Genomic DNA, 16540 nt, shown 5'->3' with positions numbered 1-16540 from the left:
GGCGCCGTCACACCATCGCTCGTGCGCCACCGCCCGCCGTCTTCGCCCGCGCGCCTTCGGATGACCCGAGATGTATGTACGGAGGACTCGATGACCAGCACGACCAACCCGACCGGTACCAGCAGTGCCACCGGCACTGTCGGCACCACCGGCACGCATACTGCCGGCACCACCGGCACGAATCACGCAACCGGTAGCAACAGCGCAACCGGCAGGAACAGCGCCTCGACATCCTGGGAAGGGCTTGTCACCTCGGCGCTCCTCGGCACGGACCGCCGCAAGCCACCCGCGGAGATCATGTCCCCCGGAAAGGAAGCGTCCGCCGCCCTGTTGGACGCCGCGGCGCTCCACACCGTACGGCGCCGGGCGGGCCTGCTCCCCGCGCGCGCCGCCGCGCGCCCCGATCCGGCACCCGGCGACGACCGCCGGCCATTGCCGGAGCCGGCCGTCAGGCGGCTCGCCCAGTTGCTCGCCGACCGATCGGCGAGCGGCGGCGGAGGCGGAGGCCGACGGGGCGCGGCGCCGGACCTCACCGAACTGCTCCCCCAGTGGCTCGCCGCCGCCAATGAGCGCGGTTACCGCGCGCCCGCCTCCGTACTTCCGGCTCTGCTCGACGCGGCCCGCGCGCGCACCGATCTGCGTCCGCAGGCCCTGACGTTCGCCGGACCGCGCGGGCTGTGGCTCGCCCGGCTCAACCCGGAGTGGAAGTTCGCGCTGCGCGGCGCGTCCGGCGGCTCCGTGCTGCCCGACACCCAGGACACCGAGGCCGTCCGGCTGCTCTGGGAGGAGGGCCTGTTCGCCGAGCGGATCGCGCTCCTCTCGGCCCTGCGAGTCCAGGACACGCAGGCGGGAGCGGAGGCGCACGGGCAGGCGCTGGCCCAGGCGGGAGCGTCGCAACACGCCCTGACGCTGCTGGACTCGACCTGGTCCACCGAGCGCGCCGAGGACCGGCTGATGTTCCTCGACTCCCTGCGGACCGGTCTGTCCGGGACGGACGAGCCGTTCCTGGAGCGCGCCCTGTCGGACCGGAGTCGCAATGTCCGCTCCACCGCCGCCGAACTGCTCTCCGCGCTGCCGCTCTCGGCGTTCGCGGAAAGGATGGCGGCTCGGGCGGGGACCTGCGTGAGCATGGACCGGACGGGCGCCGGACAGGTCATCGCGGTCGAGGCGCCGCACGAATGCGACGCGGACATGCAGCGTGACGGTGTGATCCCGGCCGCACCCTCCGGCCGGGGCGAACGGTCCTGGTGGCTCGGCCAGTTGGTAGAGGCCGCCCCGCTGTCCGCCTGGCGGGCCGGGCTCGGCGGCCGTACGCCCGAGGAGATCGTCGCACTGCCCGTGCTGGACGGCTGGGGGGACGAGCTGCACGCCGCGTGGTGCCGGGCAGCGGTCCGGCAGCGGGACGCCCGGTGGTCCGCCGCGCTGCTGGGACCGCCCACGGCATCCCCTGCCGCGGCCCCCGGCACCCCGTCCCTCGCCGAACGAGCGAAGCTCCTCGACACGCTGCCGTCCGCCGAACGGGCTTCCTGGGTGGCCGCGTTCATCGCCGCCCACGGCCTGTCGGAGGCGTTCCAGCTGCTGGGCGTCTGCGCGGTCCCCTGGGCCGAACCGCTGGGCCGGGCGGTCGTGGACGCACTGGACATAGCCCGGGACGCGGGCAGCTACCCCTGGAGCTTCAGCGGAGTCATGGGCCTCGCCGAACGCTGCCTCGACCCGGCGGAGGCAAGCCGTCTGGAACTCCTCACGGCAACCCCCGACGAACCGGAGGACGCGTCCCCCGGCGCGGGCGGCTACTGGTCGGAGGCGTTCCAGCGGCTGGTCTCGACGCTGCGCCTGCGCGAGTCGATGCTGACGGAACTGGCACCGTAGGTACCCGTGAGCGGCGCCCCTGTTCCGCGCCCCTGATTCTGTCCGGATCCGCTTCCGCCGCCGTCAGGTGCCCGCGGGCTGCCGCACATTGGCGTTGACCCAGGTGACGATCGAGGTCGTCGTCGCGCCCGGGGTGAAGATCTCCGCGACGCCCAGTTCCTTCAGCGGCGCGATGTCCGCCTCCGGGATGATGCCGCCGCCGAAGACCTTGATGTCCTCCGCGTCCCGCTCCTTCAGAAGCTCTATCACCTTGGCGAAGAGGGTGTTGTGGGCGCCGGAGAGGATGGACAGGCCGATCGCGTCGGCGTCCTCCTGGATCGCCGTGTCCACGATCTGCTCGGGGGTCTGATGAAGCCCCGTGTAGATGACCTCCATCCCCGCGTCGCGCAGCGCCCGCGCGATCACTTTGGCCCCCCGGTCGTGGCCGTCGAGTCCCGGCTTGGCCACCACCACCCGGATCGGGCCGGCCGTGTCCGCTCCGCTCACCCCGTCGTGGCCTTTCGATTGGTTCTCCGGATGCCAAGCCACACCCATCACTGCCTCCACATACCGACTGCGCCGCCATTGGCACGGATCCCCCGCGCCCGCCAAGGCCCGGAGAGGTGAACGAACGTTATCCACAGCATCCCGCAACCCGCCGTTTCGCGGTGGTCAGCGAGGGGGAAATCACACGTGGGACATGTTCGCTTTGCGGAGTTCCCGCTACGAGCCGGCACATCCGGCCGGGCAGGAAGGGCCGCAAGGGGAGCCGCAGAGAGCCGCCCCGCGAGCGGCTGTTCCGCCGTGCCGCCGACAGCGCGGCGCGACGGTTCGGCTCGCGTGACGGCTCCGGCACGAGGGCCGCGGTCAGGCCCCCGCGAGCGGCGCCCCATGAGGGCACACGGGGGTCAGAGCCGCCTCCCGGGTGCCGTTCGGAGGTCGGCCATGAAGATTCCGCCGCTCTTTCCGCTCTCACTGCTCTCCTCTCTCGCGCCGCCTCCCCCTCTGCCCTCGCTTCTCGCACCTCTCCTGTCACCCCTTTCCCCTCTCCTGTCGCCCCTCTCGCCGGTTTTTCCGGCGCTTGTGCGCCAGATGAGCCGGGTGCGCCGAGCGGGGCGTCCCGTCACCCTGCTGCGCGCCACCGCGCTCGACCTGGCGGTCCTCACCGGCCACCTCCTTCTCTATCCGGCCGGGATCGCCCAGGAGCGGCGTGCGGCCCCGCTGCCTCCCGAGACCCCGCGGCTCCCCACCGAGGGCCGCTCGCACCCCCCGGTCGTCCTGCTCCACGGCTTCGTCGACAACCGCTCCGTCTTCGTCCTGCTGCGCCGCTCCCTGGCGCGGCACGGCTGGCCCCATCTGGTGTCCCTGAACTACTCCCCGCTGACGTTCGACATCCGTACGGCCGCCGAGCTGCTCGCCCGGCAGATCGAGGAGATCTGCGCCCGTACCGGCCACCGCCAGGTCGATGTCGTCGGGCACAGTCTCGGCGGCCTGATCGCCCGCTATTACGCACAGCGCCTGGGCGGTGACAACCGGATACGTACGCTGGTCACCCTGGGCACACCGCATGAGGGCACAGCCGTCCTGCCGCTGGCGAACGCCCATCCCGTCGTACGGCAGATGCGGCCGGGATCGCCCTTGATCGAGGAGCTTCGGCTGCCCGCGCCCGGCTGCCGCACGCGATTCGTGAGCTTCTGGAGCGATCTCGACCAGCTGATGGTGCCCGCCGAAACGGCCCGTATCGAGCACCCGGACCTCCTCACCCGGAACGTGCGCGTGAGCGGCGTCGGCCACCTCGCCCTGCCGGTCCACCCGGCGGTCGCGGCCGGAATTCGACACGCTCTCGAGTCCGAACTTGCGTCCGGCCCGGAATCCGACCTTGAGTCCGATTACCAATCCGATTGCCAGTTCGATCATTCGTGCGGCGACGAGTCCGGTGTCGACTCCGGAGCCGGACCTGACGGCGAGCCCCATACCGGACCCGAAGAGGGATCGCGCAGCGACGGACCAGCATCCGTCGCCTGAAAAACTCCCGCACGCGTTCGCACAGGTCCGCGGGAAACCGCGCCCTCCTATCGAACGCTTTTCGAACATACGGCCAAAGCTGCGTCCGCAGTCCGCCGAAACACGGCCGAATGCCCGTTTCCGCAGGGCCCAAAACTTGCCGAAGATTGTCGCCGTCGCATACCGCCGGGTACAGTCGCGGCCAGCTTTCCTTCCGGGTCCCCTGCCCCCAGGACCAGACCCCGGAGAACCCTGGTTCTGCTGCCGAGGCGAGAGAGAAGTTGGTGAACGACCAGCACGCCAACGCCGGGTACGCCGGATACGACGGCTACCAGAACGGCAGCTACGAGACGGATCCGCTCTTCGGCACCCTTCCGGGCGGCTACGAAGACACCCCGTCCCACAACGGGCAGTACCCACCCCCGTACGACAACACGCCGTACGAGAACACCCAGTACGACAGCACGCAGTGGGACACCGGCGCCCACCCGGCGGCGAGTTACGACGCGTACGGCACGCCGCAGTACGACACCACTGGCCAGTGGGCCTCGGTCACCACCGCGGCCGACACGGGCTACCAGCAGGCGGCGGACATGCAGGTCCAGACCGCGGAACCCGACGTCACGGGCCAGTGGGACGCCACCGCCTGGAACCAGGCGAACCAGCTGAACGGGACCGACCAGACAGGTCAGTTCGAGAACCTGCAGTTCGGGTACGACACGTCGGGCCAGGCGGCATCGGTCCCCTACGACCCCACGCAGTCCACCCAGTTCGTCACCGGTCAGTTCACGACAGGCCAGTTCGCCACGGACCAGTTCGATGCGGGCCAGTTCGCCACGGGCCAGTTCGAGAACGGCCAACTCGGTTACGAGGCGACAACTCAGTGGGCGGCGCCCACGTTCGACTCAGGCGCGTACGACGCCACCGCCTGGAACTCGGCCGGGGCAGCGCCGGATCCGGCGCAGGGGGCACCGCTCTCGGAAGCCGTCGTACCGGAGCAGTACCACTCCGACACCTCGTACGAGACGGGCGCGCACTACAGCCCCGACTCCGAATACGGCGCTCCGGAGCACGAGTCCGACCCGTCCGGCGCGTCCAACATGTCCGGCGGCGAGTTCGACTCGACGGCCGGCTACGCCTCCGCGGTCGAGGCGGAGACCGAGCACCCGACCGGGACCGGGACCGGGACCGAAGGCGAATACGGCACCGAATACAGCGCCGAGTACGGCACCGGGACCGAGTACAGCGCCGAGCCCGAGCAGATCCACCTGGCCGAGACCATGGCCACGCCCGCCATAACCGTCGAGCCCCGCACCGCACGCCGCGCCGGTGGCGGTGGCGGCAGCCGTGGCCGCCGGCGTACGCCCGCCAAGCGCTCCGCGCTTCTCACCGTCGCCGTTCCCTCCGCGTGTGTGATGGGGGTGGCCGGTATCGCCGCGGCCTCCGTCGGGAATCTCAGCGGCGGCGAGGAGTCCCAGGACGACACGACCACGACGGCCTCCGCCGCCGACACCGTACCCAGCGCGGTGAAGCCTGTCGTGGCCAACAACAAGCTGGACACGCAGCTCGCCGCGCTCAGCGCCGACGCCCGCGACTTCGGCGACCGCGCCAGCCGTACTCAGGAGCGCATCGACCTCAAGGCACGGCAGGAAGCGGAGAGGAAGAAACGCGAGGACGAAGCGGCGCGCAAGGAGGCCCTGCGCCCCAAGTTCGCCCTCCCCGTCGCGCAGCACGGACTGAGCGCCCAGTACGGCCAGGCGGGCGTCAACTGGATGTCCATGCACACCGGGATCGACTTCCCGGTGTCGTACGGCACTCCGGTGATGGCGGCGACCGACGGCACCGTGCGGACGCAGTACAACAGCGCCTACGGCAACATGGCCATCGTGACCTCCCCCGACGGCACCGAGACCTGGTACTGCCACCTCAGCAGCACCAAGATCCGCTCCGGTTCGGTCAAGGCCGGCGATGTGATCGCCTTTTCCGGGAACTCGGGCAACTCCACCGGACCGCACCTGCACTTCGAGGTACGGCCCGGCGGCGGCGCGGCGATCGACCCGCTGACGTGGCTCCGCGGCCACGGTGTCAACCCGATGTAGTCGGACCGATGTAGTCGGACACTGCCACCGGCGATCCCCCTCCGAAGTCCCCGAGCTCTACGGGATTTTCCACGGAGGGGGATTCTGACGGCCCCAACGCGCTTACCGCGCCTTGCGCCTACAGCTTCTGGACCGGCGCGTACCGCAGCAGCAGTCGCTTGGGCTTGGTGTCGCCGAAGTCGACCGTCGCCTGCGCGTCGGCGCCCGTCCCCGTCACCGCCGTCACCGTGCCGAGCCCGAACTGGTCGTGCGTGACCCGGTCTCCCACCGTCAGCGAGATCACCGGCTTGTCGGTCGTACGCCGTGTCGCGAAGCCCGAGGGGCCGCCGCCGGACCTCGACCGCGACGAGGCGGAGGAGGACAGCGAGGACGTGATCCCTGACGTCGGGCCCGCCGGGATCTGCGCGCCGGTCCGCTTCCACTCCAGGTGGTGTCCGGGAATCTCCTCCAGGAACCGCGACGGCGGGTTGTACGAGGGCTGTCCCCAGGCGCTCCGCATCGACGACCGGGTCAGATAGAGCCGTTCACGGGCGCGCGTGATGCCGACGTACGCCAGCCGGCGCTCCTCCTCCAGTTCCTTCGTCTGCCCGAGGGCGCGCATGTGCGGGAAGACGCCGTCCTCCATGCCCGACAGGAACACCACCGGGAACTCAAGTCCCTTGGCCGTGTGCAGCGTCATCAGCGTGATGACACCGGAGCCGTCCTCGTCCTCGTCGGGGATCTGGTCGGAGTCCGCGACGAGCGCCACCTTCTCCAGGAATTCGGCGAGCGTGCCGGTCGTCGTCGCGGCGGCGGCAGCCGTCTCGTCCCCGCCCTGGCCCTCGCCCTGAGCCTCGCCTCGGCCCTGAGTCTGACCCTCGCCCTGGCTCTGATCCTCGCCCTGAACCTCCGCCTGCCCCGCGGCCTGGCTGCGCTCCTGCTCGAATTCCAGCGCCACCGCCGCCAGTTCCTGAAGGTTCTCGATACGCGTCTCGTCCTGCGGGTCCGTCGAGGACTGGAGCTCGGCCAGATAACCGGTCCGTTCGAGCACGGCCTCCAGGACCGTCGCGGGCCCGGCACCCGATTCGACGATCGTGCTCAGCTCTTCCATCAGCGTGTTGAAGCGCTTGACGGCATTCGCGGAGCGGGCCGCCATGCCGTACGCCTCGTCCACCCGCCGCAGCGCCTGCGGGAAGGTGATCTTCTCCCGCAGCGCGAGGGCGTCGATCATCGCCTCCGCACGGTCCCCGATGCCACGCTTGGGCACATTGAGGATCCGGCGCATCGGAACGCTGTCCTCCGGATTGGCCAGGACGCGCAGGTAGGCCAGCACGTCGCGGACCTCCTTGCGCTCGTAGAAGCGCACTCCTCCGACGACCTTGTACGGCAGTCCGACCCGGATGAAGATCTCTTCGAAGACACGCGACTGCGCGTTCGTACGGTAGAAGACGGCGACATCGCCCGCCTTGGCCTCGCCCGCGTCCGTCAGACGGTCGATCTCGTCGGCGACGAACTGCGCCTCGTCGTGCTCCGTGTCCGCGACGTAGCCGGTGATCTGGGCGCCCGCGCCGGCCTTCGTCCAGAGGTTCTTCGGCCGACGGCTCTCGTTCCGCTCGATGACCGCGTTGGCGGCGCTGAGGATCGTCTGCGTGGAACGGTAGTTCTGCTCCAGCAGAATCGTCGTCGCGTCCGGGTAGTCCTCCTCGAACTGGAGGATGTTACGGATGGTGGCGCCGCGGAAGGCGTAGATCGACTGATCGGCGTCACCGACGACACACAGCTCGGCCGGGTCGTGGTCGGCGCCGGAGGGGCCCACCAGCTCCCGTACGAGGGTGTACTGCGCGTGGTTGGTGTCCTGGTACTCGTCCACCAGGACGTGCCGGAAGCGCCGCCGGTAGTGCTCGGCGACATCGGGGAACGCCTGGAGCAGATGGACGGTGGTCATGATGATGTCGTCGAAGTCCAGGGCGTTGGCCTCACGCAGCCGCGCCTGGTACATCCGGTACGCCTCGGCGAGCATCTTCTCGAAGCCGTCGGCCGCCTGGTCGGCGAAGGTCTCCTCGTCGATCAGCTCGTTCTTCAGATTCGAGATCTTGGCGCTGAAGGACTTGGGCGGGTAGCGCTTGGGGTCGAGGTCCAGATCGCGGCAGACCAGGGCCATCAGGCGCTTGGAGTCGGCGGCGTCGTAGATCGAGAACGACGACGTGAACCCGAGCCTCTTCGACTCGCGCCGCAGGATGCGGATGCAGGCGCTGTGGAAGGTCAGCACCCACATGGCGGCGGCGCGCGGGCCGACGAGGTCGGCGACGCGCTCCTTCATCTCGCCCGCGGCCTTGTTGGTGAAGGTGATCGCCAGTATCTGGCCGGGGTGAACGTTGCGGGTCCCCAGCAGATGCGCGATCCGGTGGGTCAGGACCCGGGTCTTGCCGGAGCCGGCTCCGGCCACGATGAGCAGGGGCGATCCGGTGTGCACGACGGCCGCGCGCTGCTCCTCGTTCAGCCCTTCGAGCAGCGCGGCCGGATCCACCACGGTGCGCGGAGCGCCGTCGCGGTGGTACGCGTCCCGCGCCGGGGGCGCGTCGAAGGCACCCTCGAAGAGGTCGTCGGGCACCTGCTCCGGGGCATGCTCGGCGTGATCCTCGGGCGGCGGTGGGTGCTCGTCGCCCGAGGGCTGGAGGTCCGCCAGGAAACTGTCGTCAAAGAGGCTGCTCATCGCTTTACGAGTCTAGGCTCCCGGACTGACAGCCCGCGCCCGCCTTCGGAAGTCTCCCGAGGCATCCGTCGCCGCCCCCGACAGGATGCCGGGCGGACGCGCGGAACGGCCCGAAAAATCACGCACCGTAATGGCGGACTTACCCACCAACACCCCCGCACATCACGCGGGCAAATGTCACAAAAACGTATCGGGCATATCGGCCATCCGCCTTCACACAAGCGCCACACTTTGGCTAGCGTGCTCCGTCAGGCAGCCCGTTCCCTCCCCGGCGATCCGCGCCAAGCGGGCGGCCCGCGCCGAATTCGACCTTCCTGTGAGGAAGTTCGGAACCGGGGACCCACTCTGCACGACCGGGGTGAATCGGGCCGTACGTTCCAGGCCCGTAGGGCAGCCTTCCGTTCCGCCCGAACCCGACAGCTAACCCGGTAGGCGGTCCACGGAAGGAGATGCCGACCTTGGCGTCGCATCGCAAGCCGCGCAACCGTAGCGGAGTACGCGCCAACTCCCCGGCCGTCGGAGTCACGACGGCCGCTCTCGCTTCGGTCACGCTGCTCTCGACACAGAACGCGCACGCCGCGCCCACCGAGCCGACACCGTCCGTCGAAGAGGTACAGAAGAAGGTCGACGATCTGTACCGCCAGGCCGGGAGCGAGACCCAGCAGTACAACAAGGCCAAAGAAGCCACCCAGGAGCAGAAGCGCACGGTCGACCGTGCGCTCGACGACGCCGCCGAGCGCATGGACAAGCTGAACGAGGCCCGCCGCAAGCTCGGCGGCTACGCGGCCACGCAGTACCGGGAAGGCGCGATCACCCCGACCGCCGCCCTGCTGTTCGCGGACAGCCCTGAGGAGTTCCTCGAACAGAAGCAGACGACGGACCGGCTGACCGACCGTCAGCAAGGGGCCGTCGCCGAGTACCAGTCACAGCAGGCCGACGCGACGAAGCAGCGGGCAGAGGCGACCAAGAGCCTGGAGTCGCTCTCCGACTCGCAGGCATCCCTGCGCACCAGCAAGGAGAGCGTCCAGAAGAAGCTCAGCGCGGCGCGGGCACTGCTGTCGAAGCTGACCGCCGAGGAAAAGGCGCGCCTGGCCGCGCTGGAACGCAAGAAGGAAGACGAGGCCCGCCGCAAGGCGGAGGCGAAGGCCAAGGAAGACGCTCGGGCCAGGGCCGAGGCCGAGCGCCTGCGCGAGAAGCAGGAACAAGAGCAAGAGCGGGCGAAGCAGCAGGACGGGGAGCAGGCCGAATCCCCGTCGACCGGAACGGACAACGAGACCGGCTCAGACTCAGGCTCAAGTACGGGCACCGGCACCGGCACGGGCACCGGGACCGGCTCGGGGGCCTCCGACAGCGCGCAGACCACCAAGGCCGCGAAGGTCCTCGCCTTCGCCCGCGCCCAGATCGGCAAGCCGTACGTCTGGGGCGCGACCGGCCCCAGCTCGTACGACTGCTCGGGCCTGACCCAGGCCGCCTGGAAAGAGGCGGGCGTGGAACTTCCGCGTACCACCTGGGACCAGGCGAAGACCGGCACGCGCGTCGCGACGGAGGACCTCCGTCCGGGCGATCTGGTCTTCTTCTACGACGACATCAGCCATGTCGGCATCTACATCGGCGACGGCATGATGATCCATGCCCCCAAGCCGGGCGCGAACGTCCGCGAGGAGTCGATCTACTACATGCCGATCTACGGCAGCGTCCGCCCCGCCTGACACCGGCGGACCGCTGAACTCACGCCCGTGGCCCGGGGAGCGCCGTCGAGCGTCCTGCGGGCCACGGCCCCGCTCAGGTCCAGAGCGTGGCGATGAAGATGTTGGCCACCGTCAGACCGCCCACCACGCCGAACAGCGGCTTCGAGGCGGCCTCGTCGTCCCGCTTCACGTACACCACACCCAGGATCACGACCAGGATCGCCAGCTTGATGCCGATCTTGATGTTGTTCAGGGTGTGACCGTCGGCCTGGTTGAGGCCCACCAGCACCATGCCGGTGATCAGCATCGTCAGCGCTCCGTGCAGCATCGGTGCGTTGAACCGTGCCGTGCCCGCGCTCATCGCCTTCATCTGCGTCAGAAAGCCGCCGAGCAGCGAGGCGATGCCGATGATGTGCAGGGCGACGAAGACATTGATGAGTACGTCCATGACTCGGAGCCTAACCAGGGCCTTACCACTGCTCTTCGGTGAGGTGAGGCTTTGTTGCCGTATCGGTCGGGTCCGACCGGAGATCGCCGCTCCGTCGCGATCGAGCCGGTCATAAAGCGCAACAGATCATCCATCTCACGCCAATACCGCCATGTCGACAACGGCTTGTGACCTTGCCCCTTACGGTCCTCTCCGGGTGGGCGGCTCTCGCCGTCGGCCCCGTACGGACATAAGGAAGAGGACCACCCCCGTGGCAGCGCACCGAAAACCCAGACAGCGCCCGCTCGCCGGCTCGGCCGGCCGTACCGCCGCCACTCTCGCGCTCGCCGGAGCCGCGACCGTCACCGCCTTCGACGGGCCCGCACACGCCGAACCCCGGCTCACCCCGGCCCAGGTCAAGGCCAAGGTCGACGGGCTGTACGAGCAGGCCGAGGCCGCCACCGAGCAGTACAACGGGGCGAAGGAGAAGGCGGACGCCGCACACGCCTCGCTGGCGGAGCTGCGCGACGAGGCAGCGCGTCGTACGGAACGGCTCAACACGGCCCGCGACGCGCTCGGTTCGATCGCCGCCGCGCAGTACCGGGCCGGTGGCCTCGACCCCGCCGTACAGCTCGCCCTCAGTTCCAAGCCCGAGGAGTACCTGGAAGCGGCCGGCTTCGCCGAACAGGCCGGTGCCCGCCAGGCGAGCACGATCGCCGGGGTCCGCAAGGGACTCGCGCAGATCGCCGAGTTGCGCACCCGGGCCGACGGCCGGCTCGTGGCACTCAAGGCCCACCAGGCCGAACTGGCCAGGCACAAGTCCACCATCCGGGCAAAGCTCGACACCGCCGAGAGGCTCCTCGACAGCCTCACCGCCCCGCAGCGCACCCAGTACGCACGGCAAGGACAGCAGGGAGGCGGTTCCGCGCCCGGTGGTGCGGTGGGGGCGCCGAACTCCCGTGCCGCCGCGGCCGTCGCCTTCGCCTACGGGGCCATCGGCAAGCCGTACGTGTGGGGCTCGACCGGCCCCGGCTCCTTCGACTGCTCGGGCCTGGCCCAGGCCGCCTGGCGCTCCGCCGGAGTGGCCCTCCCCCGCACCACGTACACCCAGATCAACGCCGGCCGGCGCGTCACACGCGACCAGCTCGCCCCGGGTGACCTGGTGTTCTTCTTCCCGGGCATCAGCCATGTCGGGGTCTATGTCGGCAACGGGCAGATGATCCACGCCCCACGGCCCGGTTCGGCGGTCCGTATGGCGCCGATCGACCAGATGCCCTTCGCGGGAGCCGCCCGCCCCGCCTGACGGGCCCGAGTCCGGCCTCGCACCTGATTCCGCGTTCCGCTCCCGCATCAGCCCCGGCGCCGGGTGCGGGGGCGCCGAAACAACCGGACTGGCCCACTCCAGGATGCCGCTCCCCCGTACCGAGGTGACGATGAGCAGCAGCACGCCGTCGGCCCGCGAAGGGGTGAGTCCTGATGAGACGAGCCAGCGCCGTCAGAGCCACTGTTCTCGCCGCCGGAGCACTCTTCGTCCTGGCACCCGTCGGCCTCACGCCCAAGGGCTGCGGCGACCTCTCCGGCGGCCGGCTCTGCGTCGAAGGGCCGATCGGCGGCCCGGGCAGGTTCACCACCCGTTACGTCCAGCACACGGGCGGGCGGGACATCGCCGTACGCCTCGGTTATCAGCGCAAGGACGACCGGATCACGGCCTTCCCGGGCTGGTTCGGGACACAGCGGACCCGGCACGGTCACGCCGAACTGACCGGCACGGTCAGCACCGAGCCGGGCGAGTGCGTCCGCGGCCTGCTGGACCACCGGGGCCGGATGTACGTCACCCAGTGGCACTGCTCCTAGGACCCCTAAGACCGGGGCGCGCCTGCGCTGTGACCAGGCCTGACCCCACGAGCGGCGCCACCTGTGGTCAGACCAGCCGGCGCGCCGTCGCCCAGCGCGTCAGCTCGTGCCGGTTGGAGAGCTGGAGCTTCCGCAGGACCGCCGAGACATGCGACTCCACGGTCTTCACCGAGATGAAGAGCTGCTTCGCGATCTCCTTGTACGCGTAACCCCGCGCGATCAGGCGCAGCACCTCACGCTCCCGCTGCGTGAGCCGGTCGAGGTCCTCGTCCACGGGCGGGGCGTCCGTCGACGCGAAGGCGTCCAGGACGAACCCGGCCAGGCGCGGCGAGAACACCGCGTCGCCCTCCTGCACCCGGAAGATCGAGTCGACCAGATCCGTGCCCGTGATCGTCTTGGTGACATAACCGCGGGCGCCGCCCCTGATCACCCCGATGACGTCCTCGGCCGCGTCCGAGACCGACAGCGCCAGGAACCGCACCGGATTCTCGACCGGCCCCATGAGCGGCGCGCAGCGGCGCAGCACCTCCACGCCTCCACCGCCCGGCAGATGGACGTCCAGCAGCACGACCTCGGGGCGGGTCGCCGTGATCACGGTGATCGCCTGGGCGACATCGGCGGCCTCACCGACGACCTCGACGCCCGTCTGCTCGGTGACACCGATCTCGGCCTGTACGCCGGTACGGAACATCCGGTGGTCGTCGACGAGCACGACCCGTACGTGACGCCCGTCCCCGGCCTGGCCGCCGCTCTCCCCAGGCGTGCCTTCGGCCTGTACGCCCTCGCTCATCCCACTGCCCCTCGCCCTTGTCACTGCCCGATGTCACTGCCGGTTGCCGCTGCCCGTTGTTGCTACCGGACGCCGCTGCCGGTTGTCACAGCCCGTTGTTGCTGCCCGTTGTCGCTCCGCCGCCCGCGCGGCCATTCGTCCCGTCGTTCCCGTCGAACCGTACGGTCCCCCGACCATGCGGCGCTCGGTCCGCCCGCTCGGTCCGCTCGATCCGCCCGCTCAGCCCGCCCGTTCCATCTCCAGCTCGACCTCGGTGCCGCCGTCCGGCACCGAACGCAGCCTCGCCGTCCCGCCGTTGCGCTGCATGCGGCCGATGATCGATTCCCGTACGCCCATCCGGTCGGCCGGTACCGAGTCCAGGTCGAAACCGGGTCCGCGGTCCCGTACGGAGAGGAAGACCGTACGTCCCTCCACCTCCGCGTAGACCTGCACCGCACCTCCCTCGCCACCGTACTTGGCGGCATTGACCATCGCCTCGCGCGCGGACTGCATCTGTGCGGCCAGTTTCTCGTCGAGCGGGCAGTCGCCGACGATCACGACCTCGATCGGCACCCCGTGGTAGTCCTCGACCTCCGCCGCCGTCCGCTTCACCGCCTCGGCGAGGGTGGTCGGCTCGTCCTCCTCGTCCTTGCCCGTGCCCTCCGGCTTGTAGAGCCAGGCGCGCAGCTCACGCTCCTGGGCGCGGGCGAGGCGGCGGACCTCGCCCGAGTCGTCGGCGTTGCGCTGGATGAGCGTGAGGGTGTGCAGCACGGAGTCGTGGACATGCGCGGCGACTTCGGCGCGCTCCTGCGCACGGATCCGCATCAGCCGTTCCTCGGAGAGGTCCTGTGTCATCCGTACGAGCCAGGGTCCGGCGAGCAGCGCGACCCCGGCGACGACGGCTATCGCACCGGTCAGCACATTGCCGAGCTGGGCCGCCGCGCCGCGCACCACCATGAAGACGGTCAGGCCGAGGCCGACCAGGACGACGCCCGCGACGGCGCGGGCCAGTTGGAACAGCCGGCGGCGGGGCCCGACCTCGGTCCAGCGGGCGCGGCGCGCGTTGTCCGCCTGCCGCCAGACCAGCACGACGCCCGCGCCGATCAGCAGCATCGGCCAGATGTAGCGGTCGACTCCGTTACGCCCGAGATTGACGTTGCCCACGAAGACGCCGGCGCCGATCAGCAGCGCGATCAGCGCGAAGATCTGGCCCTTGTCGGGCTTGCGGAGGCGTCGCCGGCCGTCGGGGCTGATCTCGAAGACCGACCGCGATTCGGTGGCCGTACCGCCGAAGCCGAGCGGGACGACGATCCAGAAGACGGCGTAGAGCAGGGCTCCGAGGCCCTGGGCGAAGAAGAGGCCGAGGAAGACCAGCCGCACCCAGACGACCGGCAGCCCCAGATGGCCGGCGAGCCCGCGCGCCACACCGCCGAGGAGCCGGCCGTCCGCGCTGCGGTAGAGCTTGCGCGGCGACGGCTCCTCCGGCGCCGAGGCACGGGAGGAGGATGGCGCGGTGGCGCGGGGCGGGGCGGCTGGCATGCCTTTGATGGTCACACGGCGGGGGGATCGAGGGCATCAGGGTCGGACCCCTGAGGCGACCCTGATACGTCCCTGAGCTCCCGCAACGGGAATTCCGGGGGCCCGGCCCAAACACCGGCGGACCCCGAGTCCGGCCAGGGCCGATATCAGGGGGAGGCCAGGGTCGTGATGGCTGGAGCCGGGGCCCTCGCGCCGTCACCATGGACGTATGACCCAGCCGCCGCAGTCACCCACCGCGCCGCCGCCCACCGCGCCGGCGTCCGCACCAGGCCCCGCGTCGCCTCCTTCCGCACCCGCGCACTTGACGCGCAGCCCGCGGCAGAAGGTGTTCGCCGGCGTCTGCGGCGGCCTCGGGCGGTACTGCGACATAGATCCGGTGATCTTCCGGATCGTCATCGGGGTGCTCACGGCCACCGGCGGCATCGGCCTGATCTTCTACGGCTTCGCGTGGCTGCTGATCCCCCTGGACGGAGAGGACGGGACCGAGGCCCGCAGGCTGCTCTCGGGGCGGGTCGACGGCACCTCGCTGGTCGCCGTGCTGCTGGCGCTGGTCGGCTGCGGTCTGTTCCTGTCCATGCTGGGGGACGACGGCACACTCAGCTTCGCCGCGATGCTGTCGATCGCGGTCGTGGGCTCGGCCGTCTGGTCGCAGCGTCGCCGTGTCACCCAGCCGGACGGCGGACCGCTCGACCCCGCGACCGCACAAGCGGTGGCGGAGGCGCCCCCGGAGACAAAGGCACCGCCGACGCCCGACACCCCCTCGTGGTGGCGGGACCCGATATCCAAGGACGGCACCACGGGCCGGGGCGGCCCGGTCTATCTGTGGGGTCCGGAGGACGCGACCGGCCCGGTGCTGCCGCAGCGGCACCTGTGGCACCGCACGGCCGTCCCGGGGCGTCCTTCTCGCCCTCCGGGCCAGCGCGGGATCGGCGGGACGGTCTTTCTGCTCGCCCTGCTGGCGGGCGGACTGGGCACGGGCCTGTCGTGGGACGGCCACCCGTTCGGTACGAGCCTCCAGATCGGCCTGGTCGCCGCGCTCGCGATCTTCGGGCTCGGTCTCGCGGTCAGCTCGTTCGTGGGCCGTACCGGCATAGGCACGATCTTCCTGGCGGTGGTCACGGCCGGGCTGCTCGCGGCCGCCTCCGCCGTCCCGAAGAACATCACCACGGGGTGGGAGCGTCAGAACTGGACAGTGGCTTCGGTGGCCGCCGTGCGCGACCACTACGAACTGGGCACGGGCACCGGCGTACTGGATCTGCGCCGCTTGGCCGTTCCGAAGGGGCAGACCGTCAGTACGTCGGCCGAGGTCGGCGCCGGACAGCTCAAGGTCGTCATACCGGACGGAGTGACAGTGAAAGTGACGGCGGAGGCGGCCCTGGGGGACGTCCGGCTCCCCGGAGAGCCACCGAACGATGTGGACATCTCCCCGAGCAATTCACAGCAGCGCACGCTGACGCCCCGTGCGGGCGCCGACCCGGCGGGCACGCTGGAGCTCCGGCTCGAAGTCGGTCTCGGACAGGTGGAGGTGGCCCGTGCCGCGGCATGAGGTCATGCCGGGCCGGCTGATCGCGGGCCTGGCGGTGCTCGGCGCGGCCGCTGCATACGCGGGCGATGCGGCCG

12 protein-coding genes and 1 riboswitch are annotated in these 16540 nt (G+C 70.4%); of the genes, 7 read left to right on the top strand and 5 right to left on the bottom strand.

Annotated elements, in window-relative coordinates:
- Positions 1-90: 90 nt before the first annotated feature.
- A complete protein-coding gene (locus ACIQD6_RS01205; RefSeq protein ID WP_401876837.1) occupies positions 91-1869 on the top strand; it encodes a DUF5691 domain-containing protein in 1779 nt (592 codons plus the stop codon).
- Between the two features lie 63 nt (positions 1870-1932).
- Here the strand turns inward: ACIQD6_RS01205 and ACIQD6_RS01200 are convergent, their stop codons facing one another.
- The gene (locus ACIQD6_RS01200; RefSeq protein WP_401876835.1) at positions 1933-2415 is read right to left on the bottom strand and encodes a cobalamin B12-binding domain-containing protein; all 483 of its coding nucleotides are present in this window, start codon (positions 2413-2415) and stop codon (positions 1933-1935) included.
- 525 nt (positions 2416-2940) lie between these two features.
- Here ACIQD6_RS01200 and ACIQD6_RS01195 point away from each other — a divergent pair.
- Positions 2941-3873: an esterase/lipase family protein gene (locus tag ACIQD6_RS01195; RefSeq protein WP_401876834.1), complete on the top strand. Its 933-nt coding sequence runs from the start codon at positions 2941-2943 to the stop codon at positions 3871-3873.
- Between the two features lie 263 nt (positions 3874-4136).
- Positions 4137-5951: a peptidoglycan DD-metalloendopeptidase family protein gene (locus tag ACIQD6_RS01190; RefSeq protein WP_401876832.1), complete on the top strand. Its 1815-nt coding sequence runs from the start codon at positions 4137-4139 to the stop codon at positions 5949-5951.
- 118 nt (positions 5952-6069) lie between these two features.
- Here the strand turns inward: ACIQD6_RS01190 and ACIQD6_RS01185 are convergent, their stop codons facing one another.
- Entirely contained in the window at positions 6070-8643 is a 2574-nt protein-coding gene (locus tag ACIQD6_RS01185; protein WP_401876831.1) for an ATP-dependent DNA helicase, read from the bottom strand.
- 287 nt (positions 8644-8930) lie between these two features.
- Positions 8931-9094, top strand: a riboswitch (cyclic di-AMP (ydaO/yuaA leader).
- Between ACIQD6_RS01185 and ACIQD6_RS01180 the strand changes: the two genes are divergently transcribed.
- Positions 9093-10352: an NlpC/P60 family protein gene (locus ACIQD6_RS01180; RefSeq protein WP_401876829.1), complete on the top strand. Its 1260-nt coding sequence runs from the start codon at positions 9093-9095 to the stop codon at positions 10350-10352. It overlaps the preceding riboswitch by 2 nt.
- A gap of 73 nt (positions 10353-10425) precedes the next feature.
- On the opposite strand, the gene ACIQD6_RS01175 is transcribed toward ACIQD6_RS01180, so the two are convergent.
- Positions 10426-10779, bottom strand: coding sequence for a hypothetical protein (locus ACIQD6_RS01175; RefSeq protein WP_401876828.1), 354 nt, complete (start codon positions 10777-10779; stop codon positions 10426-10428).
- 250 nt (positions 10780-11029) lie between these two features.
- Here ACIQD6_RS01175 and ACIQD6_RS01170 point away from each other — a divergent pair, with 250 nt between their 5' ends.
- Positions 11030-12061, top strand: a complete 1032-nt coding sequence (locus tag ACIQD6_RS01170; protein ID WP_401876827.1) for an NlpC/P60 family protein — start codon at positions 11030-11032, stop codon at positions 12059-12061.
- 173 nt (positions 12062-12234) lie between these two features.
- Positions 12235-12612, top strand: coding sequence for a hypothetical protein (locus tag ACIQD6_RS01165; RefSeq protein WP_401876825.1), 378 nt, complete (start codon positions 12235-12237; stop codon positions 12610-12612).
- A gap of 67 nt (positions 12613-12679) precedes the next feature.
- Here ACIQD6_RS01165 and ACIQD6_RS01160 read toward each other — a convergent pair whose 3' ends face one another.
- Positions 12680-13402 (bottom strand): LuxR C-terminal-related transcriptional regulator, encoded by a 723-nt coding sequence (locus ACIQD6_RS01160; protein ID WP_401876824.1) that lies wholly within the window; start codon positions 13400-13402, stop codon positions 12680-12682.
- Positions 13403-13621: 219 nt separating this feature from the next.
- Entirely contained in the window at positions 13622-14920 is a 1299-nt protein-coding gene (locus tag ACIQD6_RS01155) for a PspC domain-containing protein (protein WP_401876822.1), read from the bottom strand.
- 208 nt (positions 14921-15128) lie between these two features.
- Here ACIQD6_RS01155 and ACIQD6_RS01150 point away from each other — a divergent pair, with 208 nt between their 5' ends.
- The gene (locus tag ACIQD6_RS01150; RefSeq protein WP_401876820.1) at positions 15129-16466 is read left to right on the top strand and encodes a PspC domain-containing protein; all 1338 of its coding nucleotides are present in this window, start codon (positions 15129-15131) and stop codon (positions 16464-16466) included.
- Positions 16467-16540 lie beyond the last annotated feature (74 nt).

This window comes from Streptomyces sp. NPDC088400 (assembly GCF_044753355.1).
In the GTDB taxonomy this organism is placed as follows: Bacteria; Actinomycetota; Actinomycetes; order Streptomycetales; family Streptomycetaceae; genus Streptomyces.
Note: the sequence above shows the minus strand (reverse complement) of the source record. Positions and strands in the feature narration are given on the sequence as shown.

Coding starts and splice junctions, on each gene's coding strand:
- ACIQD6_RS01160 (WP_401876824.1), bottom strand. CDS start 13,402: ATGAGCGAGGGCGTACAGGCCGAAGGCACGCCTGGGGAGAGCGGCGGC.
- ACIQD6_RS01180 (WP_401876829.1), top strand. CDS start 9,093: ATGCCGACCTTGGCGTCGCATCGCAAGCCGCGCAACCGTAGCGGAGTA.
- ACIQD6_RS01185 (WP_401876831.1), bottom strand. CDS start 8,643: ATGAGCAGCCTCTTTGACGACAGTTTCCTGGCGGACCTCCAGCCCTCG.
- ACIQD6_RS01195 (WP_401876834.1), top strand. CDS start 2,941: ATGAGCCGGGTGCGCCGAGCGGGGCGTCCCGTCACCCTGCTGCGCGCC.
- ACIQD6_RS01175 (WP_401876828.1), bottom strand. CDS start 10,779: ATGGACGTACTCATCAATGTCTTCGTCGCCCTGCACATCATCGGCATC.
- ACIQD6_RS01155 (WP_401876822.1), bottom strand. CDS start 14,920: ATGCCAGCCGCCCCGCCCCGCGCCACCGCGCCATCCTCCTCCCGTGCC.
- ACIQD6_RS01165 (WP_401876825.1), top strand. CDS start 12,235: ATGAGACGAGCCAGCGCCGTCAGAGCCACTGTTCTCGCCGCCGGAGCA.
- ACIQD6_RS01150 (WP_401876820.1), top strand. CDS start 15,129: ATGACCCAGCCGCCGCAGTCACCCACCGCGCCGCCGCCCACCGCGCCG.
- ACIQD6_RS01205 (WP_401876837.1), top strand. CDS start 91: ATGACCAGCACGACCAACCCGACCGGTACCAGCAGTGCCACCGGCACT.